This is a genomic window from Streptomyces antibioticus (genome assembly GCF_002019855.1).
Lineage (GTDB): Bacteria > Actinomycetota > Actinomycetes > Streptomycetales > Streptomycetaceae > Streptomyces > Streptomyces antibioticus_B.
Map to the genome: position 1 here is coordinate 4471536 of NZ_CM007717.1, position 25384 is coordinate 4496919.

Genomic DNA, 25384 nt, shown 5'->3' on the forward strand with positions numbered 1-25384 from the left:
GTCAGACCTCCCAGGTGGTGCCGGCGGCGGCCTCGGCGTCGATCCGCCGCAGCAGGTCCTCGTCGATGCGGTCGAGGCGGTCCACGAGGTGGCGCACCCCTGCCTCCCGCATCAGTTGGCGCTGGAAGCCGTGGGGGAAGGAGCTGGGCAGGCCGATGAACGGGGTGCCCAGGGCGCGCGCGGACTCGGCGACGCGGGCCACGTCGTCGACGAAGACCGCCTCGTCGTGCCGGAGGCCGAAGACGTCCGCGGTGATCTCGTGGATGCCGGGCCGGATGTCGTTGGTGCAGACGTAACCGGGGCCGTCGAAGAGGCCGGCGTGCTCGCCGAGGAAGCGGTCGAAGTGGTCCTTCGCCAGGCCGCCGTAGCAGACCGTGCGCAGGCCCAAGTGCCTTAGGAGGCGCAGCAGTTCGACCGCGCCGTCGGTCACCGTCACGGGGTGGTCGGCGACATGGCGGTCGCGGTCCTCGAAGTAGGCGGCCAGGGCCTGTTCGCCGGTGAGGCCGCCGCCGATCGCCTCCGCCATGCGCAGGCCCGCGATGTGCTGCGGCTGCGAGAAGATGGAACGTTCCGTCTCGGCGGTGTACTCCCCGCCCCTGCTGACCACGAAGTGGTGGATGACCGGGCTGAACGTGTCGTTCAGCAGCACCCCGTCGATGTTGAGCGCGGCGAGCCGCAGCGTGGTGAATTCCCCCATGTTCCCTCCCGAGAGCGTGCCTGACGTACGGGCCTCGCGAACGGCCGTGCGCACCCGTCGGTGCGGTCGGCGTGTGCCCGTGCGTCGTTGCCCTGGGCAGGCGTCGGCGGTGGTCCTCGGCGCCGCCGTCCTCGGCGGTCGCCGGATCCGCCCGTGCCGCGGGTCACCGGGGAGCCGAGGGGCGCGTCCGGTGCGCGGGGCCGGTCAAGCGGTCGGACTTGCTTCCGGAAGAGTGCCATAGACGGCGGCCCGCCCGCGCTCCGGATCGATCTTGACGCGGATGGCGATCGCGGGGACGGCGACGCCCGGGAGCAGCAGTTTCCACATGCGCACCGCGCGCTGCGGCAGATCCGCGCGGCCGGTCGCGGCGGCCGCGAAGAGCTGCATGCCGGTACAGGTCTCGACGACGAGTTCGGCCAGTTCCCGCGGGTCGACCCCGGCCTGGAGCTCGCCCCGCGTCTCGGCGGTGACCAGGCATTCCTGCATGATGGTCGCCCACTCCTCGTACGGGCGGGCCGCGTCCTCCATGCCGAACGCGCTCTGTTCCGTGGTCAGCCGGACGCCGGCCCGCAGCAGGGTGCTGGTCTGGAGCTGGTGCGACCAGATCATGGTGATGTCGACCAGTCGCTGGAGTCCTTCGGAGGTCAGCAGCGGGACGATGGTCTCGGACTGGGCCTGCATGACCGCGCGGGCCAGGGTCTCCTTGGACCCGAAGTGGAAGTAGAGGGCGCCGGCGGTGGTGCCGGAGCGCTCCAGGATGCGGTTGATGCTGGCCCCGGCGTAGCCGAGTTCGTCGAAGACGGCCGCGGCCGCGTGCAGGATCGCCTCGCGGGTCTCCACGGCCCGTTGCTGCTTGAGCTGTCTCATTGCCCCTCCAAAAACAGAACGATCGTTATATTCCCCCTGTATGGGTGTTCTGTCCAGAGGCTTCCCTGATGTCCTTGAGAAATGTGAGGTCGTGCGCGGGTCCGGAGGAAGGTCGACGGCCGCCGCCTTGGCAGTGTATTGGCTATCTCTTTGCCGGGCCATGGTCATGCAGAACCGAGCGCTCTTTATGTTTGGTGTGTCCCCGGCCTCCTGACCGTGGCCGGGGTGGGTCACCTAGGGGGGAAGGTCCGCGTGTCCGCTATTGCCATGCCCGCAGATATGGCCGACAAGGCTGCTGTACGACTCACGCCCGATGCCACGGCCGGGATTCCGGTCACGGCCGCGTACGTGCACAAGGTGGAGGTGTCCGAGGTCCTCCTCAGGGAGGCGTGGGCCACGGGGGAGGACACCTACCGGATCAGGGCCGACTGGCCGCGGAGCCACGGCTTCTACACCTCCCGTCATGGCCTGCACGACCCTCTCCTGCTCGCCGAGACGGTCCGCCAGGCGGTGCCGCTGCTCAGTCACGCCGGCTATGGCGCGCCCTTCGGCCACCGTCAGTCGTGGAGCAGTCTGAACTATGCCCTCACGCCCGCCGCACTGGCGGTCGGCGAGGGCGACACCGAGATCGAGCTGCGCGTGGCCTGCCGGGACGTCGTACGCCGGGCCGGCCGGCTGGCGTCGATGAACCTCCAGGTCGAGATCGTGCGGGACGGCACGCGCGTGGGCACCGCCCGCACCCGCTTCGCCAACCACGCCCCGGTCCTCTACGAGCGGATCCGCGGCCCCTACGCCGACCTCGCCGGCGCCACCGCCCGCGCGCTGCCCCCGGCCCCGCCGGTGGATCCCGCGCGCGTGGGGCGCGGGCACCCGGCCGACGTCGTCCTCGCCGCGTCGGACGTGCCCGGCCGCAGCCGACTGCGGGTCGATCTGGGGCACCCGGTGCTCTTCGACCACCCGGTGGACCACGCGCCGGGCATGCTGCTGCTGGAGGCCGCCCGCCAGGCGGCGCAGGCGGTGGCCCATCCGCGGCCGGTCGTGGCCGTCGGCATGGACACCCTCTTCACTCGCTACTGCGAACTCGACGCGGAGTGCTGGATCCATGCCGGTCTGCTCGACTCCCCCGACTCGGGGACGACGCGGGCGGTGGTGTCGCTGGTGCAGAACGATCTGTGCGTGTTCTCCGGGGTCATCACGCTGAGGGAGATACCGGGGGCTTGAGGCGGGTGGGGGCTGAGCCGGGCGGGGGCTGAGGCGGGCGGGGGCTGAGGCGGGCGGGGGCTGAGGCTGGCGGGCGGTTGTGCCTGGGGGGCTCTGAGGCGGGCGGGGGCTGAGCTGGGCGGGGGCCGGGTCCAGCAGGTGGGTGTGTCTGGCGGGCGGGTGCGCCGGGCGAGGGCCGGGGCTGGCGAGCGGGTGTGTCTGGCGGGTGCCGGGTCTGGCGGGCGGGTGCGCTTGATGGGTGCCGGGTCCAGCAGGTGGGTGCGTCCGGCGAGGGCCGGGTCCGGCGGGTGGCGAGTCTGGCGGGTGCCGGGTCCGGCGGGCGGGTGCGCTTGGAGGGTGCCGGGTCCAGCAGGTGGGTGTGTCTGGCGGGTGCCGGGTCTGGCGGGCGGGTGCGTCCGGCGGGGGCTTGCGGCTTGTGGGGCGGTCCGGGTGACGGTGTTGTCCACAGGGCGGGAGTTGTCCACAGGGGCTGACGCCTTTCGGCCGCCGGGCGGTACGGTCGGCACGAATTGATCGGCGAATCGATCGACGTACATGTGCGGGGGAGGCGGTCGCTGTGACCGGGGCCGGCGGAGAAGTGACGGGCGGGGCGGGCAGGTTGCCCAAGGTCAGGGGGTTCGCGGAGTGGCCCTCGGCGGGGTCGCCCAAGGCGGAGGGCAAGGCCCTGCGGACCGGTGTGCCGAGGGCCGCGCACGCCGCGCTCGACCTGGACGCCGGCCGCCCGGACGCGGTGGCCGCGGTCGAGGAGTCCAGCCGCGGCCGGCTCCCCGAGCTGACGCCGATACGGGTCGGCCGGATGGCGGCGACCCCCTTCGCGTTCCTGCGCGGCGCGGCGGGCCTGATGGGCCACGACCTGGCCCGCACCCCGATGACCCGGATCCGCGCGCAGATCTGCGGTGACGCGCACGCGGCCAACTTCGGTCTGTACGGGGACGCGCGGGGCGGTCTGGTCATCGACCTGAACGACTTCGACGAGACCGTCGCGGGGCCCTGGGAGTGGGACCTCAAACGGCTCGCCGCCTCGCTGGTCCTCGCGGGCCGGGTGGCGGGCGCCGACGAGGACACGTGCCGTGCGGCGGCCCTCGGCGCGGCGGCCTCCTACCGGCACACGATGCGGCTGCTGGCCAGGCTCCCGGCCCTGGACGCGTGGAACGCGATCGCCGACGAGGAGCTGGTCTCCCACGCCGACGCCCATGACCTGGTGGGCACCTTGCAGCGGGTCTCGGAGAAGGCGCGGGCCAACACGAGCGGGCGGTTCGCGGCGAAGTCGACCGAGCCGACCGAGGGCGGCGGCCGCCGTTTCGTGGACGCGCTGCCGGTGCTGCGCCGGGTGCCCGACGCGGAGGCGGCGGCGGTGGCCGCGTCCCTGGAGGAGTACCTGACCACGCTCTCCGAGGACCGTCACCCCCTGCTGGCCCGGCACGCGGTGCACGACGTCGCGTTCCGCATCGTCGGCACGGGCAGTGTGGGCACGCGCTCCTACGTCGTGCTGCTCCTCGACCACCGCGGTGAGCCGCTGGTGCTCCAGGTGAAGGAGGCCCGCGCGTCGGCCCTGGTCCCGCATCTGGCGACGGCCGGGTTCGACACCCCCGAGGCAGGGCACGAGGGGCGCCGGGTGGTGCTGGGCCAGAAGCGGATGCAGGTCGTCAGCGATGTCCTGCTGGGCTGGACGACCGTCGCCGGACTCCCCTACCAGGTGCGGCAGTTCCGCAACCGCAAGGGCAGCGTCGACCCGGCCGCGCTCGCCGCCGACCAGGTCGACGACTACGGGCGGATGACCGGTGCGCTCCTGGCGCGGGCCCACTCCCACAGCGCCGACCCGCGGCTGATCGCCGGCTACTGCGGCAAGAGCGAGGAACTCGACGAGGCGATCGCCACGTTCGCCGTCGCCTACGCCGACCTCACCGAGTCCGACCACGCGGACCTGGAGAAGGGCATCAAGGCGGGGCGGATCGCGGCGGAGACGGGGGTGTGAAGGGGGTGAGCGGCTGGTGAGGTACGTCGAACTCGGCGCGGCGGCGGTGTCGTCGTCGGGGAGGGCGACGGAGTCAGGGGGCGCGGCCGGGGTCCTGGACCCCGGGCCCTATCTGGCGGTGCTGCCCGAGCTGGCGGAGCGGCTGCCCCCGGGTGCCCGGGCCTTCGCCACCGACCCCGGGCACTACGCCTTCGGCGGCAAGCGGTGCGTGAAGGACCTCAGACCCGGCGAGGTCCGTCGTACCGGGGACGAGGCCGTCGAGATCCGCTTCGGCCACAACTGCTGGAAGCACGACGAGGACCCGGTCGTCCGCTACCGGGGCGTCGTCCGCTTCCAGGCCGACGTCCTCGGCGCCTGCGCCCTGGACGACCTCGGTGACGTCGTCCTCGACGAGATCCTTCCGCACCCCCACGGCTGCACCCACGAGATCGCCTGCCGTCCGGGCACCCTCGTCGTGGTCTGCCGGGACCTGGAGGCGGAGTGGACGCCGGCGGACTGCGCGCGGTCATGATCGGCGGGGCCGGCGGGCGGGTGTGTGGCCTACGCTGGTCGGGTGACGACCCCCGAAGCTGAGCAGCCGCGGCCCGAGGAGCGGCTGGAGCAGGCCGTGCGGGCCGCCGAGCAGGCGTTGATCGAGTTCGAGATAGCGGTGGAGACCTTCCGCGTCGAGGTCGAGAACTTCTCGCGGCTCCACCACCAGAAACTCGGCCCGATGTACGCCCGGCTCGACGAGCTGGACGCGCAGATAGCCGAGGCCCGGGCCGCCCGTACCGGCGATCCCGAGGATCTGCGCAAGGCGGAGGAGGCACGGGCCCGGGTGCTGCCGATGCCCGGCGTCGAGGAGCTGTTCCACGGCTGGATGGACGGCGAGGGCCTGTTCCCGGAGGCCGCGGCGATGCTCACGGACCAGACGGTGCGGCCCCCGGAGCGGGTGCGGCCCACCGAGGAGGCCCGCAAGCTCTACCGCGAGCTGGCCCGCAAGGCCCACCCGGACCTGGCGCAGGAGGAGGACGAGCGGGCCCGGCGCGAGGAGTTCATCACCCGGGTCAACGCCGCCTACGGCCGCGGTGACACGGCACAGCTCCGGGAGCTGGCCGAGGAGTGGGCGGCGGGACCGGCCCCCGCCGAGCGGCCTCCGACGCCCAGCGAGGAGCTGTACGCCCGGCTCGAATGGCTCTCCGGGCGCAAGGAGATGCTCACGCTGGTCGCCCGCGATCTGGAGGAGAGCGCCATCGGCTCCATGCTGCGGATGGCCCCGGACGACCCCGACGCCCTGTTGGCCGAGATCGCCGACAAGCTGCTCGCCGAGGTCGCCGAGAAGGAGGGCGAGCTGGCTCAGCTCGTCGGCTGAGCCGGGTCGGGTAGCGTCGGGGACATGAGTTTCGGAGCTGGTGTGCCCACGGTCGGGGTCGGTGACCTCAAGGACGACGACTTCCTGCTGGACGTCCGCGAGGACGACGAGTGGCGGACGGGCCACGCCGAGGGGGCCCTGCACATCCCCATCAGCGAGTTCGTCGCCCGCTACGGCGAGCTGACCGAGGCCGCGCCGCAGGACGGGCGGGTCCATGTGATCTGCCGTTCCGGTGGCCGTTCGGCGCAGGTCACGATGTATCTGGTGCAGCAGGGCATCGACGCGGTGAACGTCGACGGCGGGATGCAGGTCTGGCAGGCCGCGGGCCGCCCGGTCGTCCGGGACGACGGACAGCCCGGCTCGGTTCTGTAGTCCGGCCGACTGGGCAGCGGTCCTGCGCTCTGTGGCAGTCCGGCCGCTCTGTGGCGCTCCGGTCGCTCTGTGGTGGTCCGGCCGCGGACCGTCGCTCAGCCGAGGGGGTGGGCGGCCAGCAGATCGCCCAGGGCCTCCTCGTGCGCGGCGGCCGGTCCCAGCGACAGTTCCAGGTGCTTGGCCCAGGCGTGGTAGCGGTGCAGCGGATAGTCGACGTCGGCGCCGAACCCGCCGTGCAGATGCTGTGCGGTCTGCACGAGCCGCCGTACGCCCTCGGAGGCCCAGATCTTGGCGACGGCGACATCCCCGGAGACGGGCAGCGCGCCCGGCGCCCCGGAGGCGATCCGCCAGGCGGCCTGCCACAGGGTGACCTCCATGGCCCGCAGATCGACATAGCGGTCGGCGGCCTGTACGGCCACGGCCTGGAATGTGGCGATCGGGTGCCCGAACTGCTCCCGCTTCCCGGCGTACGCGCTGGTCATGTCCAGCACCCGTTCGCCCAGGCCCAGCGCCAGCGCGCAGGTGCCGGTGGTGAGCAGCGCCCGCAGCCGGTCCCAGGCGCCGTCGGCGGTGATCATGTCCCGGGCGGCGACCCGGGCCGCGTCCAGCCGCAGTTCGCCCAGCCGCTCGCCGGTGGTGGAGACCTGCGGCGCGAGCGCGGTCCCCTCCTGTCCGCGGGCCAGTACGGCGAGGACGCTGCGGTCGTCGCCGGTGCGTGCCGGTACGAGGAGGAAGTCGGCCTCGAAGGCCCAGGGCACCGCCGTCTGCACCCCGTCCAGCAGCCAGCCGCCGTCCGGGTCGGCGCCGTCCCGCCGGGCGGTCACCGCGAGTTCGGCGGCGTCGTGCCCGGTGCGGCCGTGGGCGGCGACGGTCAGCACGGTCTCGCCCCGCCCGGCGCGCGCGAGCAGCGCGGACCGCAGGTCCGGCCCGCCGTCGGCCTGGACGGCGGCCGCGGCGGCGCTGTGCTCCAGGAGCGGCACCCGGGCGAGCACCCGGCCGGCCTCGCGCAGCACCAGGCAGAGCGCGACGGCGTCCAGGCCGGCGCCGCCGTACTCCTCGGCCAGGAGCAGGCTCAGCAGGTCCGCGTCGGCGAGCCTGGCCCACAGCGTCCGGTCGAGGTCGTCGGCGACGGGGCGGCCCTGGGTGAGCGCGGGGCTGGGGACGCCGTCGGGCGCGACCTGGGCGAGCACCCCGCGCGCCGCCTCGGCCGCCGCCTGCTGCTCCTCGCTGAAGGTGAAGTCCACGGCCTGTCCTTCCGACGGGGACGCTGATCTGACGGTTCGTCAAGATAGAACAGGTTCTAGGAGAAGGGAACGGTCCGGAACGGCCCTCGGCGACGCGGAGGGCGTCGGCTCCGGCGTCGTAGGGTGTCCACCGCTGTGGACAAGCTCACGGCCCCGGGACGGCCGGTGGCACGGGGGAGGGCTGCGCCGAACGGGTGAGGGTGGGTACCGTTCGCGATTGCGCGGTGCGGCGGGACGACGAGACGCGGCGGCAAGACGACCGGAATCGGGGAACGGGGCGGAATGGACGCGTACGACTCAGGCTCGGACGTCTCTCGGGAGGCGGAGGCGGAGGAGGCGGCGGCACGGGAGCCGCAGGCGCCGCCCGCCCCCGAGGCCGTCCCGGACGCCTCCCCCGTCCCCTCCGGCGCGCCCGCCCCCGAGCCTCGTACCGGGGTCGCCGCGCTCTCGCCCCGCTACCAGATCGGCGCGGCGCTGGCGCTCGCGGTCGTCGCGGTCGCCGTCTGTGTCCATCTGGGCATGGTGTTCCTGCACGTCGCGCCCTCGAACACGGTCACCAAGACGCACGGCGAGGCGATCGACGACTGGATCTACCCGGAGTTCGAGCAGAACTGGAAGCTGTTCGCGCCCAATCCCCTCCAGCAGAACATCGCCGTCCAGGTCCGCGCCCAGATACGCACCGCGGACGGCGGCTCGCGCACCACCGGCTGGTACGACCTGTCCGCGCAGGACGGCCGGGCCATCGACGGCAATCTGGTGCCGAGCCACACCCAGCAGAACGAGCTGCGCCGCGCCTGGGACTTCTTCACCGCGAGCCATGACTCCGACAACCGCGCGGTCGGTGAGCGCGGGTCGCTCTCCGAGACGTATCTGCGCCGGATCGTGGTGCTGCGGCTGGAGCGCGGCGGCGCGAACGGCGCGGACGGGGTCGTCGAGCGTGTCCAGATCCGCTCCCGCACCCTCAATGTGCGGCCGCCGGAGTGGACCACGGAGAAGGTGTCGTCGCAGCCGGTGTTCCGGGTGCTGCCCTGGTGGTCGGTGCTGCCCGGCGAGGCCGAGGGGGACGCGAAGTGAACCGGTTCACCCTGACGGTGTCGGCGGCCATCGCCCGTGTCACCGAGTCGGCGCTCGGCCCGTACCAGAGCGCCATGATCCGTATCGGGTTCAGCGGGACCTGGCTGCTGTTCCTGCTGCGCGAGTTCATCCACCGCGGCGAGCTGTACGGCCCCGACGGCCCCTGGGGCTTCGACCTGGCCCGGCAGCTCGTCGACTCCAACGGGGCGTTCACGCTGCTGCTGTGGTCGGACGGCCGCGTCTGGTTCGAGGCCGTGTACGCGCTGGCGCTGCTGGCGAGCGCGGCGCTGCTGGTGGGCTGGCGGACCCGGACCATGTCGGTGCTGTTCATGGTGGGTGTGCTGTCGCTCCAGAACCGCAGTGTCTTCATGGGCGACGGCGGCGACAACGTCCTGCACCTCATGGCCGTCTACCTCGTGTTCACGCGCTGCGGCCGGGTCTGGTCGCTGGACGCGCGCCGGGAGCGCCGCGCGGCCGAGGCACGCGCGCGGGGCGAGAGGGTCACCGACCGGGTGGGTCCCGTGCTGTGGGTCGTCCTGGGGGCGGCGCTGGTCGCGCTGACCGGGACCGGCGGGCTCGACGGCGACCCGACCGTGCCGGTGCTGCTGTGGCTGGTGTGGGCCTCGCTCGGCGTGTGGTGGGCCGTCGGGCGGTGGGCGCGCTCGGACCAGCCGCGGATCCTGCTCGACGTGATCGGCAACATCCTGCACAACGGCGCCCTCGTCGTGATCATGGCGGAGGCGTGTCTGATCTACGCCACCGCCGGCTGGTACAAGATCCAGGGCTCGCGCTGGCAGGACGGCACGGCGGCGTACTACCCGCTCCAGCTCGACTACTTCTCCCCGTGGCCGTTCCTCGGCGATCTGCTGACGAGCAGCGGCACGATGGTGATGCTGGTGACGTACGGGACCGTGATCGCGCAGGTCGCCTTCCCGTTCACGCTGTTCAACCGGCGGGTGAAGAACGTCCTGCTGGCGGTGATGATGCTGGAGCACGCGGCGATCGCCGTGATCCTGGGGCTGCCGTTCTTCTCGCTGGCGATGATCGCGGCGGACGCGGTGTTCCTGCCGACACCGTTCCTGCGGCGGCTGGGCCGGTGGACGGCACGCGCGCGGGTGCTGGTGTTCGCACGGGACGGCGGCCGGGGTGCCGCCGCCACCGTGCCGGAACAGCGCTCGCCGCAGAGCCCCCGGCCGACGCACGTAGGCTTCGAGGCATGACCGACGCCCTCGACACCCTGGCGCGCTGGCGTGGGTCGGCGCACGGGTGCGTCCTGCTCGACGGCTTCCACACGCTCAAGCACGCGGTGCGCTTCGGCGCCGAGATCCCGGTGGCGGTCACCACGGACCGGCGGGCCGCGCTCGCCCTCGCCGACGAGCTGGCCCCCGACGTACGGCCCCGGCTGGACGCGCTGCTCACGGAGGTCCCGGAGGCGGTGTACGCGTCCCTGGTGGCCCGTCCGCACCCCACCGCGGTCGCCGCGCTCGCGGTACGCCCCGCCCGCGCGGCGCAGCTCGAACGGCTGGCCCGCCTCCCGCGCACTGCGCCGGTCGTGGTCCTCGACGACCCGCGCAACCTCGGCAACGCGGGCGCGGTCATCCGGCTGGCCGCCGGCTTCGGCGCGACCGGGGTGGTCACCACCGGCACGGTCGACCCCTGGCATCCGAACGTCGTACGCGGCGGGGCGGGCCTGCACTTCGCGACCACGGTGGAACGGCTGACCGTCGACGAACTGCCCCCGGGCCCGGTCTTCGCCCTCGACCCCGAGGGGGACGATCTCCGGGGCGTGAAACTCCCGGACGACGCGGTACTCGCCTTCGGCTCGGAACGCAGCGGCCTCTCCCCGGCCCTCCGCGCCCGCGCGGACCACCTCCTGTCCCTCCCGATGCGCCCCCAGGTCTCCAGCTACAACCTCGCCACGAGCGTGGCGATGACGCTGTACCACTGGAGTGCTTCCGGAGGCGCACCCGCGTAGGCGGCCCGCAGGCAGGTGTCACGCGTCCCGGCGTACCTCCACCACCCGGAAGCGGTTGGCCACGAAGGCGCCGTCGGTGAGGGCCGCGTTGGCTGCCGGGTTGCCGCCGGAGCCGTGGAAGTCGGAGAAGGCGGCCGTCTGGTTGACGTACACGCCGCCGGTGAGGTTGAGGGAGAGCTGGGCGGCCTCCTCCAGGCAGACCTCCTCGATCTCGCGCTCGACCTCGGGGTCGGTGGTGTACGCGCCGACCGTCATCGCGCCCTTCTCGCGGATCGTGCGCCGCAGCAGGGCGAGGGCGTCGGCCGGGGAGTCGACGGCGACGGCGAAGGAGACCGGGCCGAAGCACTCGTTCATGTAGGCGGCCTCGTCGTCCGGCTTGGCGCCGTCCAGCTTGACGATCACCGGGGTGCGCACGACCGCGTCCGGGAACTCCGGGTTGGTCACCTCGCGGGAGGCGAGCGCGACCTCGCCGAGGCTCGCGGCGGCCTCGATGCGGGCCTTGACGTCCGGGTTGACGATCGCGCCGAGCAGCGCGTTCGCGCGGGCGTCGTCGCCGAGCAGGCCGTCCACCGCGCGGGCGAGGTCGGTGACCACCTCGTCGTAGGTCTTCGGGCCCTGGTCGGTGCGGATGCCGTCGCGCGGGATCAGCAGGTTCTGCGGGGTGGTGCACATCTGGCCGCTGTAGAGGGACAGCGAGAACGCCAGGTTGGCGAGCATGCCCTGGTAGTTCGCGGTCGACTCCACCAGGACCGTGTTGACGCCGGCCTTCTCGGTGTAGACCTGCGCCTGGCGGGCGTTGGCCTCCAGCCAGTCGCCGAAGGCGGTCGAGCCGGTGTAGTCGATGATCTTGATCTCGGGGCGGGTGGCGAGGGTCTTCGCGATGCCCTCGCCGGGGCGCTCGGCGGCCAGCGCGACCAGGTTCGGGTCGAAGCCGGCCTCGGCCAGCACCTCGCGCGCGACCTGGACGGTCAGCGCGAGCGGCAGCACGGCGCGCGGGTGGGGCTTGACCAGGACCGCGTTGCCCGTGGCGAGGGAGGCGAACAGGCCCGGGTAGCCGTTCCACGTGGGGAAGGTGTTGCAGCCGATGAGCAGGGCGATCCCGCGCGGGACGGCCGTGAAGGTCTTGGTGAGGGCCAGCGGGTCGCGCTTGCCCTGCGGCTTGGTCCACTCTGCGGTGTCGGGCGTGCGGACCTGCTCGACGTACGCGTAGGCCACCGCCTCCAGGCCGCGGTCCTGCGCGTGCGGGCCGCCCGCCTGGAGCGCCATCATGAACGCCTGACCGGAGGTGTGCATGACCGCGTGCGCGAACTCGTGCGTCCGGTCGCTGATCCGCTTGAGGATCTCCAGACAGACCACCGCGCGCACCTCCGCGCCCGCGTCCCGCCAGGCCCGCTGTCCGGCCGCCATCGCGGGCAGCAGGACGTCCACGTCCGCGTGCGGATAGGTCACGCCGAGCGCTACGCCGTACGGGGAGACCTCGCCGCCGACCCAGTCGTCCGTGCCGGGCTGGCCGAGGTCGACGCGGGTGTTCAGCACCGCGTCGAAGGCGGCCTTGCCGGCCGCCGCGTCCAGGCTGCCGTTCTCCCCGTACGCCTTCGGGTGCTCGGGGTGGGGGGACCAGTACGCGCGCGTGCGGATCGCTTCCAGGGCCTGGTCGAGCGTGGGCCGGTGCTGGGCGATCAGATCGTGCGTGGTCAGTTCGGCGGCGGCCATGCGGGACCAACTCCTCGTCGTGAGAACTCTTCTTCGAGCCCATGACCAGGCGGAAACCTGGGCAGGAACCACCAGTCAGAGCTAGAGTAACCGAACGATCGGTCGGGACAAGGGGGCCTGCCGCATCTGTGGAAAACCCCGTGCGGGAGGATCGCGCACATGACAGCACTCGACCTCGCCGGCCCCGTGGCCGTCGTCGGCACCGGCACCATGGGCCAGGGCATCGCCCAGGTCGCGCTGCTCGCGGGCCACCTCGTACGGCTGTACGACACCGCCCCCGGCCGGGCCCGGGAGGCCGCCGACGCGATCGGCGCCCGGATCGACCGGCTCGTCGAGAAGAACCGTCTCACCACCGCCGACCGGGACGCGGCCCGCGCCCGGCTGCTGCCCGCCGAGGACCTCACCGACCTCGCGGACTGCGCCCTGGTCGTCGAGGCCGTCCTGGAGGAGCTGGGCGCCAAGCAGGACCTGTTCCGCGCCCTGGAGGACATCGTCGGCGAGGACTGTCTGCTCGCCACCAACACCTCCTCCCTGTCCGTCACGGCCGTCGGCGGCGCCCTGCGCAACCCGGGCCGCCTCGTGGGCCTGCACTTCTTCAACCCCGCCCCGCTGCTGCCGCTGGTCGAGGTCGTCTCCGGGTACGCCACCGACGTCTCCTCGGCCACGCGCGCGTACGAGACCGCCCGCGCCTGGGGCAAGACCCCCGTCGCCTGCGCCGACACCCCCGGTTTCATCGTCAACCGCATCGCGCGCCCCTTCTACGCCGAGGCGTTCGCCGTCTACGAGGCGCAGGGCGCCGACCCCGCCACCATCGACGCGGTGCTGCGCGAGTGCGGCGGCTTCCGGATGGGCGCCTTCGAGCTGACCGACCTGATCGGGCAGGACGTCAACGAGTCCGTCACCCACTCGGTGTGGCGGTCCTTCTTCCACGACGTGCGGTTCACGCCCTCGCTGGCCCAGCGCCGCCTGGTCGAGTCCGGCCGCCTCGGCCGCAAGAGCGGCCAGGGCTGGTACGACTACCGCGAGGGCGCCGAGCCCGCCGAGCCGCACACCGCCGAGCCCCGCCAGGCGCCCGCCTACGTGGTCGCCGAGGGCGACCTGGGCCCCGCGTCCGAACTGCTCGCGCTGATCCGCGAGGCGGGCATCCAGGTCCGCGAGGACGAGGAGGACCACGGCACCCGGCTGGTGCTCCCCGGCGGCGGCCAGTTGACGCTCGCCGACGGCCAGACGTCCGTCGAGTTCCGCGACGTCGTCTACTTCGACCTCGCCTTCGACTACCGCAAGGCCACCCGCATCGCCCTCTCCGCCTCCCAGGACACCTCCGCGCAGACCCTCTCCGAGGCGATCGGCCTGTTCCAGGCGCTCGGCAAGGACGTCAGCGTCATCGGCGACGTCCCCGGCATGATCGTCGCCCGCACGGTCGCCCGGATCGTCGACCTCGCGCACGACGCCGTCGCCAAGGGCGTCGCCACCGAGGAGGACATCGACACCGCGATGCGCCTCGGTGTGAACTACCCCCTGGGCCCCTTCGAATGGAGCCGCCGGCTGGGCCGCACCTGGGCCTGCTCGCTCCTCGACGATCTGCACGAGCGCGACCCGTCCGGCCGCTACGCGCCCTCCCTGGCGCTGTACCGGCACTCCTACGCCACCGAGAAGCGGGAGGGCGCCTCGTGACCACCGCCAAGCGCGACACCTACACCCCGGAGACGCTGCTCTCCGTCGCCGTCCAGGTGTTCAACGAGCGCGGCTACGACGGCACGTCCATGGAGCACCTCTCCCGGGCGGCCGGCATCTCCAAGTCGTCGATCTACCACCATGTCTCCGGCAAGGAGGAGCTGCTGCGCCGGGCGGTCAGCCGCGCCCTGGACGGTCTCTTCGGGATCCTCGACGAGGAGCCCGCGCGCACGGGACGGGCCGTGGAGCGCCTGGAGTACGTGGTGCGCCGCATGGTCGAGGTCCTCATCGGCGAGCTGCCCTATGTGACGCTGCTGCTGCGGGTGCGCGGCAACACCGACACCGAGCGGTGGGCCCTGGACCGGCGCCGCGACTTCGACCACCGGGTCGCCGACCTGCTGCGGGCGGCCGCCGACGAGGGGGACGTGCGCGGCGACGTGGAGGTGCGGCTCGCCACCCGGCTGGTCTTCGGGATGATCAACTCGATCGTGGAGTGGTACCGGCCCGGCGGCCGCGGCATGGTCGAGAAGGACGTGGCCGACGCGGTGACCCTGCTGGTCTTCGCGGGCCTGCGCACCCAGCACTGAGTCCCCCGGGGGCCTCAGCCCTGCGGTTCCAGGTCCTCCTCCTCGAACACCAGCAGGGTGCGGGTGCTGAGCACCTCCGGGATGGCCTGGAGCCGGGTGAGCACCACCTCGCGCAGCGCGCGGTTGTCCGGTGTGTGCACCAGCAGCAGCACGTCGAAGTCGCCGCCCACCAGGGCGATGTGCGAGGCGCCGGGCAGCAGCCGCAACTGCTCGCGCACCGTCCGCCAGGAGTTCTGCACGATCTTCAGCGTGATGTACGCGCTCGTGCCCTGCCCGGCCCGCTCGTGGTTCACCCGGGCGCCGAAGCCGCGGATCACGCCGTCCTCGATGAGCCGGTTGATGCGCGCGTAGGCGTTGGCGCGCGAGACGTGCACCCGCTCGGCGACCGACCGTATGGAGGCCCGGCCGTCCGTCTGGAGCATCTGGAGGATGTCCTGATCGATGGCGTCCAGCGGCCTCGGCGGCGGCGCCACGGCCGCGCTCTCGGGCTCCGGGGCCATGGGGTCCTCGGCCATTTGTTCAGGTGCCATGTCCCCCCGCCTCTCCGCCATGGACGTACTGCGTCCATCTCAGGCTGTGGAGAACCGTTTGTCCACAGCCTGAGGGCGCCTGTAGCCAAAATGTGCCGACGACCGAACAATCGGTAGGTGAGGCGGGTCACAGGCGACACGTCTCGTAGCCATCGCCCGAGGAGGTGCCGTCATGACGGTCATGGAGCAGCGGGGCGCTTACCGGCCCACCCCGCCGCCCGCCTGGCAGCCGCGCACGGATCCCGCGCCGCTGCTGCCGGACGCCGAACCCCGTCGCGTCCTCGGCACCGAGGCGGCCGCGCAGACCGACCCCGAGCTGCTGCGGCGGCTGTACGCCCAGGTGGTGCTGGGCCGCCGTTACAACGCGCAGGCCACCGCCCTCACCAAGCAGGGCAGACTCGCCGTCTACCCGTCCAGCACCGGCCAGGAGGCCTGCGAGGTCGCCGCCGCGCTGGTCCTGGAGGAGCGCGACTGGCTCTTCCCCAGCTACCGCGACACGCTCGCCGTCGTCGCACGCGGCGTGGACCCCGTCGAGGCCCTCACCCTGCTGCGCGGCGACTGGCACACCGGCTACGACCCGTACGAGCACCGGGTGGCCCCCCTGTGCACCCCGCTGGCCACCCAGCTCCCGCACGCCGTGGGCCTCGCCCACGCCGCCCGCCTCAAGGGCGACGACGTGGTCGCGCTGGCCATGGTCGGCGACGGCGGCACCAGCGAGGGCGACTTCCACGAGGCGCTGAACTTCGCCGCCGTCTGGCAGGCCCCGGTGGTCTTCTTCGTCCAGAACAACGGCTTCGCGATCTCCGTACCGCTCGCCAAGCAGACCGCTGCCCCCTCCCTGGCCCACAAGGCCGTCGGGTACGGCATGCCGGGCCGCCTGGTCGACGGCAACGACGCCGCCGCCGTCCACGAGGTGCTCTCCGAGGCCGTCCGGCGCGCGCGGGAGGGCGGCGGACCCACCCTGGTGGAGGCCGTCACCTACCGCATCGAGGCCCACACCAACGCCGACGACGCGACCCGCTACCGCGGGGAGTCCGAGGTCGAGACCTGGCGCGAGCACGACCCGATCCTGCTGCTGGAGCGCGAACTGACCGCGCGCGGGCTGCTCGACGAGCAGGCCAAGGAGGCCGCGCGGGAGGCCGCCGAGACGATGGCGGCCGACCTGCGTGCCCGGATGAACCAGGACCCCGCCCTCGACCCGGCGGACCTGTTCGCCCACGTCTACGCCGAGGAAACCCCCCACCTGCGCGAACAGCGTGCCCTGCTGCGCGCCGAGCTCGACGCCGAAGCCGAACCGGAAGGCGGCCACCGATGACGACCGTCGCCCTCAAGCCCGCGACCATGGCACAGGCCCTCACCCGCGCCCTGCGCGACGCGATGGCCGCCGACCCGTCCGTGCACGTCCTGGGCGAGGACGTGGGCACCCTCGGCGGCGTCTTCCGGGTCACCGACGGACTCGCCAAGGAGTTCGGCGAGGACCGCTGTACCGACACCCCGCTCGCCGAGGCGGGCATCCTCGGCACCGCCGTGGGCATGGCCATGTACGGTCTGCGCCCGGTCGTGGAGATGCAGTTCGACGCCTTCGCCTACCCGGCGTTCGAGCAGCTCATCAGCCATGTCGCCCGGATGCGCAACCGCACCCGCGGCCGGATGCCCCTCCCGATCACCGTCCGCGTCCCCTACGGCGGCGGCATCGGCGGCGTCGAGCACCACAGCGACTCCTCCGAGGCGTACTACATCGCCACCCCGGGCCTGCACGTCGTCACCCCCGCCACGGTCGCCGACGCCTACGGCCTGCTGCGCGACGCGATCGCCTCCGACGACCCGGTGGTCTTCCTCGAACCCAAGCGCCTGTACTGGTCCAAGGACACCTGGAACCCCGAGGACCCGCAGACCGTCGACCCGATCGGCCGCGCCGTGGTGCGCCGCCCGGGCCGCAGCGCCACCCTGATCACGTACGGCCCCTCGGTCCCCGTCTGCCTCGAAGCCGCCGAGGCGGCCCGTGCCGAGGGCTGGGACCTGGAGGTCGTCGACCTGCGCTCCCTGGTGCCGTTCGACGACGAGACGGTCGCCGCCTCGGTCCGGCGGACCGGCCGCGCGGTCGTCGTCCACGAATCGGGCTCCTTCGGCGGCCCGGGCGGGGAGATCGCGGCCCGCGTCACGGAGCGCTGCTTCCACCATCTGGAGGCGCCGGTGCTGCGTGTCGCCGGGTTCGACATCCCCTACCCGCCGCCGATGCTGGAGCGCCACCACCTGCCCGGCGTCGACCGCATCCTGGACGCCGTGGCACGGCTTCAGTGGGAGGCGGGCAACTGATGGCACAGGTCCTGGAGTTCAAGCTGCCCGACCTCGGCGAGGGGCTCACCGAGGCGGAGATCGTGCGCTGGCTGGTCCAGGTCGGCGACGTCGTCGCCGTCGACCAGCCGGTCGTCGAGGTCGAGACGGCCAAGGCGATGGTCGAGGTGCCCTGCCCCTACGGCGGTGTCGTCACCGCCCGCTTCGGCGAGGAGGGCACCGAACTGCCAGTCGGCGCCCCGCTGATCACGGTCGCGGTCGGCTCGGGCACCGACGGCGGCGAGCCCGGCGCGTCCGAGGGCTCGGGCAACGTCCTCGTGGGGTACGGCACCTCGGAGGCACCCGCGCGCAGGCGCCGGGTCCGGCCGACGGCACCGGCGGTCCCCAAGGCCGCCGCTCCCGCCGCACCCACGGCACCCGCCCCGACCGCCGTTCCCGCCGCCTCCGACGGCCCCGTGCCCGTGATCTCGCCCCTGGTGCGCCGGCTCGCCCGTGAGAACGGTCTGGACCTGAAGGAGCTTCAGGGCACCGGCCCCCAGGGCCTGATCCTGCGCGCGGACGTCGAGAACGCCCTGCGCGCGGCCGTCACCGAGGAGCGCCCCGCACCGGCGCCCGCGCCCGCCGCCCCGGCCACCCTCTCCGGCACCGCCGGGTCCTCCGCCCTCACCGAGGGCCGCAGGGTGCCGCTCAAGGGCGTGCGGGGTGCCGTCGCGGACAAGCTCTCCCGCAGCCGCCGGGAGATCCCGGACGCCACCTGCTGGGTGGACGCCGACGCCACCGAGCTGATGCGCGCCCGCGCCGCCATGAACGCCACCGGGGGGCCGAAGATCTCGCTGCTCGCGCTGCTGGCCCGGATCTGCACCGCCGCCCTGGCCCGGTTCCCCGAGCTGAACTCCGCGGTCGACGTGGCGGCCAAGGAGATCGTCCAGTTCGACCATGTGCACCTCGGCTTCGCGGCGCAGACCGACCGGGGGCTCGTCGTCCCCGTCGTCCGTGACGCGCACGCCCGGGACGCCGAGGGACTCACCTCCGAGTTCGCCCGGCTCACCGAGGCGGGCCGGGCCGGACGCCTCACGCCCGCCGAGCTGACCGGCGGGACGTTCACGCTGAACAACTACGGCGTGTTCGGCGTCGACGGCTCCACGCCGATCATCAACCACCCCGAGGCGGCCATGCTCGGCGTGGGCCGGATCATCCCCAAGCCGTGGGTGCACGAAGGCGAACTGGCCGTCCGTCAGGTCGTCCAGCTCTCGCTCACCTTCGACCACCGGGTCTGCGACGGCGGCACGGCCGGCGGCTTCCTGCGGTACGTGGCGGACTGCGTCGAACAGCCGGCGGTGCTGCTGCGCACCCTGTGACCGCCCGCCCCGGGTGACACGGGTCCCCGCGTTCCCTGTGATCGAGGGGGCCCGCATACTCGGGGGGTGACCTCGTACGAGCACTCCGCCGCCCCGTACGCCCCGTACGACGCCGTCGTGCTCGCAGGCGGCGGGGCGCGGCGGCTCGGCGGCGCCGACAAGCCGGGCGTGCGGGTCGGCGGGCGTGCCCTGCTCGACCGGGTGCTCGCCGCCTGCGCCGACGCCCGCACCACCGTCGTGGTCGCCGACCCCCGGCCCACCTCCCGCCCCGTGCGCTGGGCCCGCGAGGACCCGCCGGGCGCGGGTCCCGTCGCCGCTCTCGACGCGGGGCTGCGCCGCACCGGCGCCGACGACGTCCTCGTCCTCTCCGCCGACCTGCCCTTCCTCGCGGCGCCGACCGTACGGCGGCTGCTGGAGACGCTGCGCTCCGGCGGGGCCGAGGGCGCGCTGCTCACCGACGCCGACGGCCGCGACCAGCCGCTCGTCGCCGCGTACCGCACGGCGGCCCTGCGCCGCGAACTGGCGGCGCTCGCCGCCGCGGCCGGGAACCTCACGGGTCTGCCGCTGCGCCGGCTGACCGCCGGGCTCGATCTCACGCGCGTCCCCGACCCCGTCGCGTCCTTCGACTGCGACACCTGGGACGACATCGCCACCGCCAGGACACGGATCAGGGAGCATGGCCACGTGTTGGATGAATGGATCTCCGCAGCCAAGGACGAGCTGGGCCTCGACCTCGACGTCGACATCAAGGTCCTGCTGGACCTGGCCCGCGACGCCGCCCACGGCGTGGCCCGGCCCGCCGCCCCGCTGACCACCTTCCTGGTCGGCTACGCCGCCGCCCGGGCCGGGGGCGGCCCCGAGGCGGTCGCCGAGGCCGCCCGCAAGGCCGCCGCACTGGCCCAGCGCTGGGCGGCGGAGGCCGAGCAGGAGAAGGCCGGGAAGCCCGAGAAGGCCGAAGGGTCCGAGAAGGACTCCGGCGCCGGTGCCCCGGGACCGGACGCCGGATGAGCGCCCGCGGGCTCCGGCAGGACCGCGCCGCCGACGACGACCGGGGTACCCGGGACACCCGGGAGGCCGACGATCTCGACGTCGAGGAGGTGCTGGCCCTGGTGAAGGACCGCGACGCCCCGGAGCCCGCGCACCCCGAGGAGCCGGCCGCCCGCACCCCGGACCGCGCGGCACCCCCCGCCCCGCCCGAGCACCGGCACCGGGCCACCCCCTGGCCCGAGGCCCGGACGATCGCCGCCCGAGCCGTCCGCGGCCCCCGGGCCCATGTGTCCGTGACCCTCGCCGACGCCCTCGGCCTCGTCCTCGCCGCCCCGCTGACCGCCCTCACCGACCTGCCCTCCTTCGACACCTCCGCGATGGACGGCTGGGCGGTCGCGGGGCCCGGCCCCTGGCGGGTCCGGGACGAAGGGGTGCTGGCCGGGAGCGCGGCCCCCGCGCCGCTCGCCGACGGCGAGGCCGTGGGGATCGCCACCGGGGCCCGGATCCCGGCGGACACCACCGCCGTCCTGCGCAGCGAGCACGGCCGCACCGACGACCAGGGCCGGCTGCACCCCACCCGGGACATGAGCCACGGCCAGGACATCCGCTCCCGGGGCCAGGAGTGCCGCAGCGGGGACCGGCTGCTGCCCGCCGGGGCGGTGGTGACCCCGGCGGTGCTCGGCCTCGCCGCGGCCGCGGGCTACGACACCCTGGCCGCCGTACCGCGTCCCCGGGTCGAGGTGCTGGTCCTCGGCGACGAGCTGCTCACCGAGGGGCGTCCGCACGACGGGCTCATCCGGGACGCGCTCGGGCCGATGCTGCCGCCGTGGCTGCGGGCGCTGGGCGCCGAGGTCGTCGCCGTACGCCGGCTCGGCGACGACGCGAAGGCCCTGCACCGGGCCGTCACCGCGTCCACCGCCGATCTGGTCGTCACCACCGGGGGCACCGCGTCCGGCCCCGTCGACCATGTCCACCCCACGCTGCGCCGGATCGGCGCCGAGCTGCTCGTCGACGGCGTCAAGGTGCGCCCCGGCCACCCGATGCTGCTGGCCCGCATCGGGGACGGCCGGCACCTGGTCGGGCTGCCCGGCAACCCCCTCGCGGCCGTCTCCGGGCTGCTGACGCTCGCGGAGCCGCTGCTGCGCACCCTGGCCGACCGTCCGGCTCCGGAGCCCTACACGCTGCCCCTGCGGGACGCGGCGCACGGTCACCCGCACGACACCCGGCTCGTTCCCGTCGCCCTCGGGGGCGACCATGCGGTGCCGCTGCGCTACAACGGCCCCGCCATGCTCCGGGGCATCGCGGCGGCGGACGCCCTCGCGGTCGTTCCGCCGGGCGGCGCGCGGGCGGGTCAGGAGGCGGAGATCCTCGATCTGCCGTGGGCCACGGCGGGGGTCGACGCGTGTTTCACGTGAAACCGTTTCACGTGAAACACACGCGATTGCCGCATTCCACCGCCGTTCCGGGCGTCACACCGGCTCACACCGGCTCCACGACCGCCGTCGCCCGGCTGACCGTGATCACCCGGTCGCCGTGCTGGAGCTTGGTGAGCCGGGGGTCGGCGTAGTCCAGGAGCTGCTTGCCCCGGACCACCGCGACCACCAGATCGGCGCAGGCGCGCGGGGCCTGGCCCAGCTCCGCCTTGGTGACGGGGCGTTCGACGATGTCCAGGCCGCTGCCGAGGGTCATCAGGTTCTCCAGGGTGCGCGCCACGGTCGGGCTGATCATCGAGACGCCGAGCAGCCGGCCGGCCGAGCTGGAGCTGGTGACCACGGTGTCCGCGCCGGACTGCTTGAGCAGCGGCACGTTCTCGTCCTCGCGGGCGGCGACGACGACGGTCGCGCGCCGGTTGAGCTGCCGGGCGGTGAGGGTGACCAGCGCCGCCGTGTCGTCGCGCTGCGGGGCGACGATCACCCGGGAGGCGTGCTGGACCTCCGCCTTCAGCAGGGTGTCCGACCGGGTGGCGTCCCCGATGACGGCCACCAGACCGGCGTCGCCGGCCAGCTCGGCGACCTTGCGCTGGGCGTCCACGACCACGATCTGGTCCTTGGGGATGCCCTGTCCCACGAGCGTCTCGATCGCGTGCCGGCCCTTGGTGCCGTAGCCGACGACCACGATGTGGTTGTACGTGCGGGTCCGCCAGCGGTGTACGCGGACCTGCTGGCGGGTGCGCTCGGTGAGCACTTCGAGGGTGGTGCCGACCAGGATGATCAGGAAGACCACGCGCAGCGGGGTGATGACGAGGATGTTGATCAGCCGGGCCGTGTCGCTGACGGGGGTGATGTCGCCGTAGCCGGTGGTGGAGAGTGTGACCGTGGCGTAGTAGGCGGCGTCGAGGAAGTCGACCGAGCCGTCGGAGCTGTCGTTGTAGCCGCCGTGGTCGATGTAGACGATCAGTGTGGTGACGGCCAGCACCAGCAGGGCGATGGCGAGCCGGCGCAGCACCTGCTGGAGCGGCGGGGTGGTCGTGGTGACGGGCATCGTGATGGAGCGGCCCGCCTCGGCGTCGTCCCGGGCCTCGACGCGCGAGCGGTACCAGAGGGACCGGAAGAGGGAGAGCCTGGCCCTACTGGCAGGGTGTCGTTCGTGGTCCTTCATCGCGTGCCCCCTGGGGTGTCGTTCCTGTCGATGGGCACCATGGAGTCCGGCGGGTCTCGTGTGCCCGATCAGAAGTGTCGCCCAGTACCCCGGAGGTCCCCTTGCGTGACCACACCGTCGTTGTCGGCTTCGGTACGAAAGGCCGGTCCGCGATCAGGACCGCCTGTGCCTCGGGGCTGAGCAAGGACCAGGTCGTCGTGATCGACCCGAGCGCCAAGATGGTCGAGGCGGCGACGGCCGAGGGGTACGAGGGCGTGGTCGGCGACGCCACCCGCAGCGATGTGCTGCGCAAGGCGGAGGTGCAGCGTGCGGGGCGGATCGTGATCGCGACCCAGCGCGACGACACGGCCGTCCTGGTGGCGCTGACGGCCCGCCAGCTCAACCCGAACGCCAAGATCGTGGCGGCGGCGCGGGAGGAGGAGAACGCTCCGCTGCTGAAGCAGTCCGGCGCCGACGAGGTCATCACCAGCGCCGGCGCGGCGGGCCGGCTGCTCGGGGTGTCCGTGCTCAGCCCGGCCGCCGGGCTGGTCATGGAGGACCTGATACAGCAGGGCAACGGCCTCGACCTCGTCGAGCGGCCCGTCACCAAGGCCGAGACCGGGCGCGGGCCGCGCGAGACGGAGGACCTGGTGGTGAGCGTCGTCCGCGGCCACCGGATCCTCGCCTACGACGACCCCGCCATCGGGGTGCTGGAGCCGACCGACCGGCTGGTGACGATCGTGCGGGTCGGGGAGGGCTCCAACTCCCGGGGCCCCGCCATCCGCGGGGTGCCGCCGCTGCCCCCGGCCTGAGCGGGCGGGCCGGGGGCGGCGGGTGGGGCCGGTCGGCGCTACTTGCGGTTGTAAAGCCGCATCGTCAGCGGTCCGAAGACCAGGATGAGCACCCCGGCCCACCCCAGCGACCAGGCGACCTCGGTGCCCGGCCAGTCGCCCGCCATCAGCCCCCGCACCGCCGACGACAGATGCGTGATCGGGCTGTTGTTGACGAACGCCTGGAGCCAGCCCGGCATGGTGCGGGGGTCGACGAACACATTGGACAGGAACGTCAGCGGGAAGATCACCATCATGCTGACGCCCATCACGGACTTCTCGCTGCGCAGCATCAGCCCGAACATCGTCCAGATCCACGAGAACGCGAAGGAGAAGGCGATCAGCAGGGCGATCCCGGCGACCACGCCCATGAACCCGCCGTCCGGCCGGTAGCCGAGGATCATGCCGACGACGAGCATCACGACGGACGCGATCGTGTAGCGCAGCATGTCGCCGAGGAGATAGCCGACCATCGTCGACGGCCGCCAGATGGGCAGCGAGCGGAACCGGTCGAAGACGCCCTTCTCGATGTCGGTGTTCACCGAGACACCGGTGTACATGGTGATCATCACGACCGACATCACGAGGATGCCCGGCAGCAGGAACTGGATGTACTCCTCCGGGGAGCCGGCCAGAGCGCCCCCGAACAGGTACGTGTACATCAGCACCATCATGATCGGGAACGCCGTGACGTCGAAGAGCTGCTCCGGCACGTGCTTGATCTTGAGGACGGCGCGCCAGCCGAAGGTCAGCGAGGTGGACAGCGCGCTCGGGCGGGCGGGCCGTTCGGCCGTCAGCAGGAGCGCGGCCAGCGACTCGGTGCTGACGGGGGCGAGGTCCTGGGCTTCCGTGGTCTTCGTCGCGGTGCTCATGCCGCCACCCCGTCCTTCGTGGAGTCGGAATCGGTGTCCTGGCCGGTGCCTGCGCTCGTGTCATGGCCGGTGAGGGCGAGGAACACCTCGTCCAGGCTGGGCTGGCCGAGCGAGAAGTTGTCGACGACCACCCCGGCCCGGGCCAGTTCGCCGAGCGCCCGTGCGGCCTGCTCGGCCGCCGTGTCCTGGGCGGACGCGCCCAGCCGCGCGGTCAGCGCCACCGGGTCCGGGTCCGGCTGGACGTCCGCGTCCAGGGCCAGCCGCAGCACCTGTTCGGCCGCCTGGCGCTGGTCGGCGCGGCGCAGCCGCAGATGGACGGAGCCGGCGCCGACGGACGCCTTCAGCTCGCCCTTGGTGCCCTCGGCGATCACCTTGCCCCGGTCGATCACGGCGATCCGGGAGGCGAGCTGGTCGGCCTCGTCCAGATACTGCGTGGTGAGCAGCACGGTGGTGCCCTGCGCGACCACCGCCCGCACGATGTCCCACACCTGGTTGCGGCTGCGCGGGTCGAGTCCGGTGGTCGGCTCGTCCAGGAAGAGCAGATCGGGCGTACTCAGGATGGACGCGGCGATGTCGATACGGCGCCGCATACCGCCCGAGTAGTGCTTGACCTGCTTTGCGGCCGCGTCCGTCAGCCCGAAGGCCGCCAGCAACTGCGCGGACCGCTCCCGGGCCGCCTTCTTGCCGTGGCCCAGAAGCCGGGCGAGGAGGATCAGGTTCTCGGTGCCGGTGAGGTCCTCGTCGACGGAGGCGTACTGGCCGGTGAGGCTGACGCGGCCGCGCACCTCGTCGGCCTCGTGCACCACGTCGTGGCCGAAGACCTGTGCCTGGCCGCCGTCGGGCCGCAGCAGGGTGGCGAGCATCTTCACGGTGGTGGTCTTCCCTGCGCCGTTCGGGCCCAGGACGCCGTAGACCGTGCCGGCGGGCACGGCGAGGTCCACGCCGTCCACCGCCCTGGTCTCGCCGAACGTCTTGACCAGACCGGCCGTCTCGATGGCCAGGCCGGCGGTGTGCTGGCTCATGGTGAGGTGTCCTTCCGCGTTCACGGGCCCTTCCGCGTTCATGGGCTACGCATGGGGAGACCTTTACCGTCGCCCGAACTCATCGGTGATCGCACGTCGTTTTCCTCGGAAATCCCGCCGGGGAGGTCGGCGCCGCCGCCGGGGGAGGGGGATAGCGTCCCTC

Annotated in this window: 23 protein-coding genes and 1 pseudogene; 16 read left to right on the forward strand and 8 right to left on the reverse strand. The window is 73.2% G+C overall.

Going from position 1 to position 25384, the window contains the following annotated elements; all coding sequences use genetic code 11:
• Window position 1: 1 nt before the first annotated feature.
• Window positions 2–697: a haloacid dehalogenase-like hydrolase gene (locus AFM16_RS20190; RefSeq protein ID WP_078634164.1), complete on the reverse strand. Its 696-nt coding sequence runs from the start codon at window positions 695–697 to the stop codon at window positions 2–4.
• Window positions 698–901: 204 nt separating this feature from the next.
• Window positions 902–1564 (reverse strand): ScbR family autoregulator-binding transcription factor, encoded by a 663-nt coding sequence (locus AFM16_RS20195; RefSeq protein ID WP_078634165.1) that lies wholly within the window; start codon window positions 1562–1564, stop codon window positions 902–904.
• Between the two features lie 267 nt (window positions 1565–1831).
• Between AFM16_RS20195 and AFM16_RS20200 the strand changes: the two genes are divergently transcribed.
• The 5 genes from AFM16_RS20200 (at window position 1832) to AFM16_RS20220 (ending at window position 6483) form a co-directional block, all read left to right on the forward strand.
• The gene (locus AFM16_RS20200) at window positions 1832–2785 is read left to right on the forward strand and encodes a ScbA/BarX family gamma-butyrolactone biosynthesis protein (protein ID WP_078634166.1); all 954 of its coding nucleotides are present in this window, start codon (window positions 1832–1834) and stop codon (window positions 2783–2785) included.
• A 556-nt stretch (window positions 2786–3341) separates the two neighbouring features.
• Complete coding sequence (locus AFM16_RS20205; RefSeq protein WP_245177745.1) at window positions 3342–4760, forward strand: DUF2252 domain-containing protein; 1419 nt, start codon at window positions 3342–3344, stop codon at window positions 4758–4760.
• 16 nt (window positions 4761–4776) lie between these two features.
• Entirely contained in the window at window positions 4777–5271 is a 495-nt protein-coding gene (locus AFM16_RS20210; RefSeq protein WP_245177746.1) for a hypothetical protein, read from the forward strand.
• A 42-nt stretch (window positions 5272–5313) separates the two neighbouring features.
• Window positions 5314–6111 carry a hypothetical protein gene (locus AFM16_RS20215; RefSeq protein ID WP_078634168.1) on the forward strand — a complete coding sequence of 266 codons (798 nt, stop codon included), beginning with the start codon at window positions 5314–5316 and terminating at the stop codon, window positions 6109–6111.
• A 42-nt stretch (window positions 6112–6153) separates the two neighbouring features.
• On the forward strand, window positions 6154–6483 hold the full coding sequence (locus AFM16_RS20220; RefSeq protein WP_030781497.1) for a rhodanese-like domain-containing protein: 330 nt from the start codon (window positions 6154–6156) through the stop codon (window positions 6481–6483).
• A gap of 95 nt (window positions 6484–6578) precedes the next feature.
• Here AFM16_RS20220 and AFM16_RS20225 read toward each other — a convergent pair whose 3' ends face one another.
• Window positions 6579–7727 (reverse strand): acyl-CoA dehydrogenase family protein, encoded by a 1149-nt coding sequence (locus AFM16_RS20225; RefSeq protein WP_078634169.1) that lies wholly within the window; start codon window positions 7725–7727, stop codon window positions 6579–6581.
• Window positions 7728–8009: 282 nt separating this feature from the next.
• Between AFM16_RS20225 and AFM16_RS20230 the strand changes: the two genes are divergently transcribed.
• The 3 genes from AFM16_RS20230 to AFM16_RS20240 are packed head-to-tail and all read left to right on the forward strand — an operon-like array spanning window position 8010 to window position 10776.
• Window positions 8010–8801 carry a DUF5819 family protein gene (locus AFM16_RS20230; protein WP_078634170.1) on the forward strand — a complete coding sequence of 264 codons (792 nt, stop codon included), beginning with the start codon at window positions 8010–8012 and terminating at the stop codon, window positions 8799–8801.
• The gene (locus tag AFM16_RS20235) at window positions 8798–10021 is read left to right on the forward strand and encodes an HTTM domain-containing protein (RefSeq protein ID WP_078634171.1); all 1224 of its coding nucleotides are present in this window, start codon (window positions 8798–8800) and stop codon (window positions 10019–10021) included. The genes AFM16_RS20230 and AFM16_RS20235 overlap by 4 nt, the downstream gene beginning before the upstream one ends.
• On the forward strand, window positions 10018–10776 hold the full coding sequence (locus tag AFM16_RS20240; RefSeq protein ID WP_078634172.1) for a TrmH family RNA methyltransferase: 759 nt from the start codon (window positions 10018–10020) through the stop codon (window positions 10774–10776). The genes AFM16_RS20235 and AFM16_RS20240 overlap by 4 nt, the downstream gene beginning before the upstream one ends.
• An 18-nt stretch (window positions 10777–10794) precedes the next feature.
• On the opposite strand, the gene paaN is transcribed toward AFM16_RS20240, so the two are convergent.
• Window positions 10795–12489 carry a phenylacetic acid degradation protein PaaN gene (gene paaN, locus AFM16_RS20245; RefSeq protein WP_078634173.1) on the reverse strand — a complete coding sequence of 565 codons (1695 nt, stop codon included), beginning with the start codon at window positions 12487–12489 and terminating at the stop codon, window positions 10795–10797.
• A 159-nt stretch (window positions 12490–12648) separates the two neighbouring features.
• Between paaN and AFM16_RS20250 the strand changes: the two genes are divergently transcribed.
• Window positions 12649–14163 (forward strand): 3-hydroxyacyl-CoA dehydrogenase, encoded by a 1515-nt coding sequence (locus AFM16_RS20250; protein ID WP_030781515.1) that lies wholly within the window; start codon window positions 12649–12651, stop codon window positions 14161–14163.
• Window positions 14160–14750 (forward strand): TetR/AcrR family transcriptional regulator, encoded by a 591-nt coding sequence (locus AFM16_RS20255; protein ID WP_078634174.1) that lies wholly within the window; start codon window positions 14160–14162, stop codon window positions 14748–14750. Before AFM16_RS20250 ends, AFM16_RS20255 begins: the two co-directional genes overlap by 4 nt.
• Before the next feature lie 14 nt (window positions 14751–14764).
• Here AFM16_RS20255 and AFM16_RS20260 read toward each other — a convergent pair whose 3' ends face one another.
• A complete protein-coding gene (locus tag AFM16_RS20260; protein WP_370628053.1) occupies window positions 14765–15280 on the reverse strand; it encodes an Lrp/AsnC family transcriptional regulator in 516 nt (171 codons plus the stop codon).
• 172 nt (window positions 15281–15452) lie between these two features.
• On the opposite strand from AFM16_RS20260, the gene pdhA reads away from it, so the two are divergent.
• The 5 genes from pdhA (at window position 15453) to AFM16_RS20285 (ending at window position 21335) form a co-directional block, all read left to right on the forward strand.
• The gene (gene pdhA / locus AFM16_RS20265; RefSeq protein ID WP_078634175.1) at window positions 15453–16595 is read left to right on the forward strand and encodes a pyruvate dehydrogenase (acetyl-transferring) E1 component subunit alpha; all 1143 of its coding nucleotides are present in this window, start codon (window positions 15453–15455) and stop codon (window positions 16593–16595) included.
• Complete coding sequence (locus AFM16_RS20270; RefSeq protein ID WP_078634176.1) at window positions 16592–17596, forward strand: alpha-ketoacid dehydrogenase subunit beta; 1005 nt, start codon at window positions 16592–16594, stop codon at window positions 17594–17596. Before pdhA ends, AFM16_RS20270 begins: the two co-directional genes overlap by 4 nt.
• Window positions 17596–18933, forward strand: coding sequence for a dihydrolipoamide acetyltransferase family protein (locus tag AFM16_RS20275; RefSeq protein ID WP_078634177.1), 1338 nt, complete (start codon window positions 17596–17598; stop codon window positions 18931–18933). The genes AFM16_RS20270 and AFM16_RS20275 overlap by 1 nt, the downstream gene beginning before the upstream one ends.
• Before the next feature lie 66 nt (window positions 18934–18999).
• The gene (locus tag AFM16_RS20280) at window positions 19000–19941 is read left to right on the forward strand and encodes an NTP transferase domain-containing protein (protein ID WP_078634178.1); all 942 of its coding nucleotides are present in this window, start codon (window positions 19000–19002) and stop codon (window positions 19939–19941) included.
• Window positions 19938–21335 carry a molybdopterin molybdotransferase MoeA gene (locus AFM16_RS20285; RefSeq protein ID WP_078634179.1) on the forward strand — a complete coding sequence of 466 codons (1398 nt, stop codon included), beginning with the start codon at window positions 19938–19940 and terminating at the stop codon, window positions 21333–21335. Before AFM16_RS20280 ends, AFM16_RS20285 begins: the two co-directional genes overlap by 4 nt.
• A 64-nt stretch (window positions 21336–21399) precedes the next feature.
• On the opposite strand, the gene AFM16_RS20290 is transcribed toward AFM16_RS20285, so the two are convergent.
• Entirely contained in the window at window positions 21400–22518 is a 1119-nt protein-coding gene (locus tag AFM16_RS20290; RefSeq protein WP_030781538.1) for a potassium channel family protein, read from the reverse strand.
• A gap of 101 nt (window positions 22519–22619) precedes the next feature.
• Between AFM16_RS20290 and AFM16_RS20295 the strand changes: the two are divergent.
• A pseudogene (locus tag AFM16_RS20295) lies at window positions 22620–23309 on the forward strand (potassium channel family protein); the annotation flags it as partial.
• 38 nt (window positions 23310–23347) lie between these two features.
• On the opposite strand, the gene AFM16_RS20300 reads toward AFM16_RS20295, so the two are convergent.
• Together AFM16_RS20300 and AFM16_RS20305 are read right to left on the reverse strand one after the other, a co-directional pair.
• Window positions 23348–24199, reverse strand: coding sequence for an ABC transporter permease (locus tag AFM16_RS20300; protein ID WP_030781542.1), 852 nt, complete (start codon window positions 24197–24199; stop codon window positions 23348–23350).
• Window positions 24196–25221, reverse strand: a complete 1026-nt coding sequence (locus AFM16_RS20305) for an ATP-binding cassette domain-containing protein (RefSeq protein ID WP_078634181.1) — start codon at window positions 25219–25221, stop codon at window positions 24196–24198. Before AFM16_RS20305 ends, AFM16_RS20300 begins: the two co-directional genes overlap by 4 nt.
• Window positions 25222–25384: the final 163 nt, after the last annotated feature.

Excerpts from the sequence above, each read along its gene's own strand:
- AFM16_RS20190 (WP_078634164.1), bottom strand. The coding sequence starts at position 697 with ATGGGGGAATTCACCACGCTGCGGCTCGCCGCGCTCAACATCGACGGG.
- AFM16_RS20195 (WP_078634165.1), bottom strand. The coding sequence starts at position 1,564 with ATGAGACAGCTCAAGCAGCAACGGGCCGTGGAGACCCGCGAGGCGATC.
- AFM16_RS20200 (WP_078634166.1), top strand. The coding sequence starts at position 1,832 with ATGCCCGCAGATATGGCCGACAAGGCTGCTGTACGACTCACGCCCGAT.
- AFM16_RS20230 (WP_078634170.1), top strand. The coding sequence starts at position 8,010 with ATGGACGCGTACGACTCAGGCTCGGACGTCTCTCGGGAGGCGGAGGCG.
- AFM16_RS20240 (WP_078634172.1), top strand. The coding sequence starts at position 10,018 with ATGACCGACGCCCTCGACACCCTGGCGCGCTGGCGTGGGTCGGCGCAC.
- paaN (WP_078634173.1), bottom strand. The coding sequence starts at position 12,489 with ATGGCCGCCGCCGAACTGACCACGCACGATCTGATCGCCCAGCACCGG.
- AFM16_RS20250 (WP_030781515.1), top strand. The coding sequence starts at position 12,649 with ATGACAGCACTCGACCTCGCCGGCCCCGTGGCCGTCGTCGGCACCGGC.
- AFM16_RS20260 (WP_370628053.1), bottom strand. The coding sequence starts at position 15,280 with ATGGCACCTGAACAAATGGCCGAGGACCCCATGGCCCCGGAGCCCGAG.
- pdhA (WP_078634175.1), top strand. The coding sequence starts at position 15,453 with ATGACGGTCATGGAGCAGCGGGGCGCTTACCGGCCCACCCCGCCGCCC.
- AFM16_RS20270 (WP_078634176.1), top strand. The coding sequence starts at position 16,592 with ATGACGACCGTCGCCCTCAAGCCCGCGACCATGGCACAGGCCCTCACC.
- AFM16_RS20275 (WP_078634177.1), top strand. The coding sequence starts at position 17,596 with ATGGCACAGGTCCTGGAGTTCAAGCTGCCCGACCTCGGCGAGGGGCTC.
- AFM16_RS20285 (WP_078634179.1), top strand. The coding sequence starts at position 19,938 with ATGAGCGCCCGCGGGCTCCGGCAGGACCGCGCCGCCGACGACGACCGG.
- AFM16_RS20290 (WP_030781538.1), bottom strand. The coding sequence starts at position 22,518 with ATGAAGGACCACGAACGACACCCTGCCAGTAGGGCCAGGCTCTCCCTC.
- AFM16_RS20300 (WP_030781542.1), bottom strand. The coding sequence starts at position 24,199 with ATGAGCACCGCGACGAAGACCACGGAAGCCCAGGACCTCGCCCCCGTC.
- AFM16_RS20305 (WP_078634181.1), bottom strand. The coding sequence starts at position 25,221 with ATGAGCCAGCACACCGCCGGCCTGGCCATCGAGACGGCCGGTCTGGTC.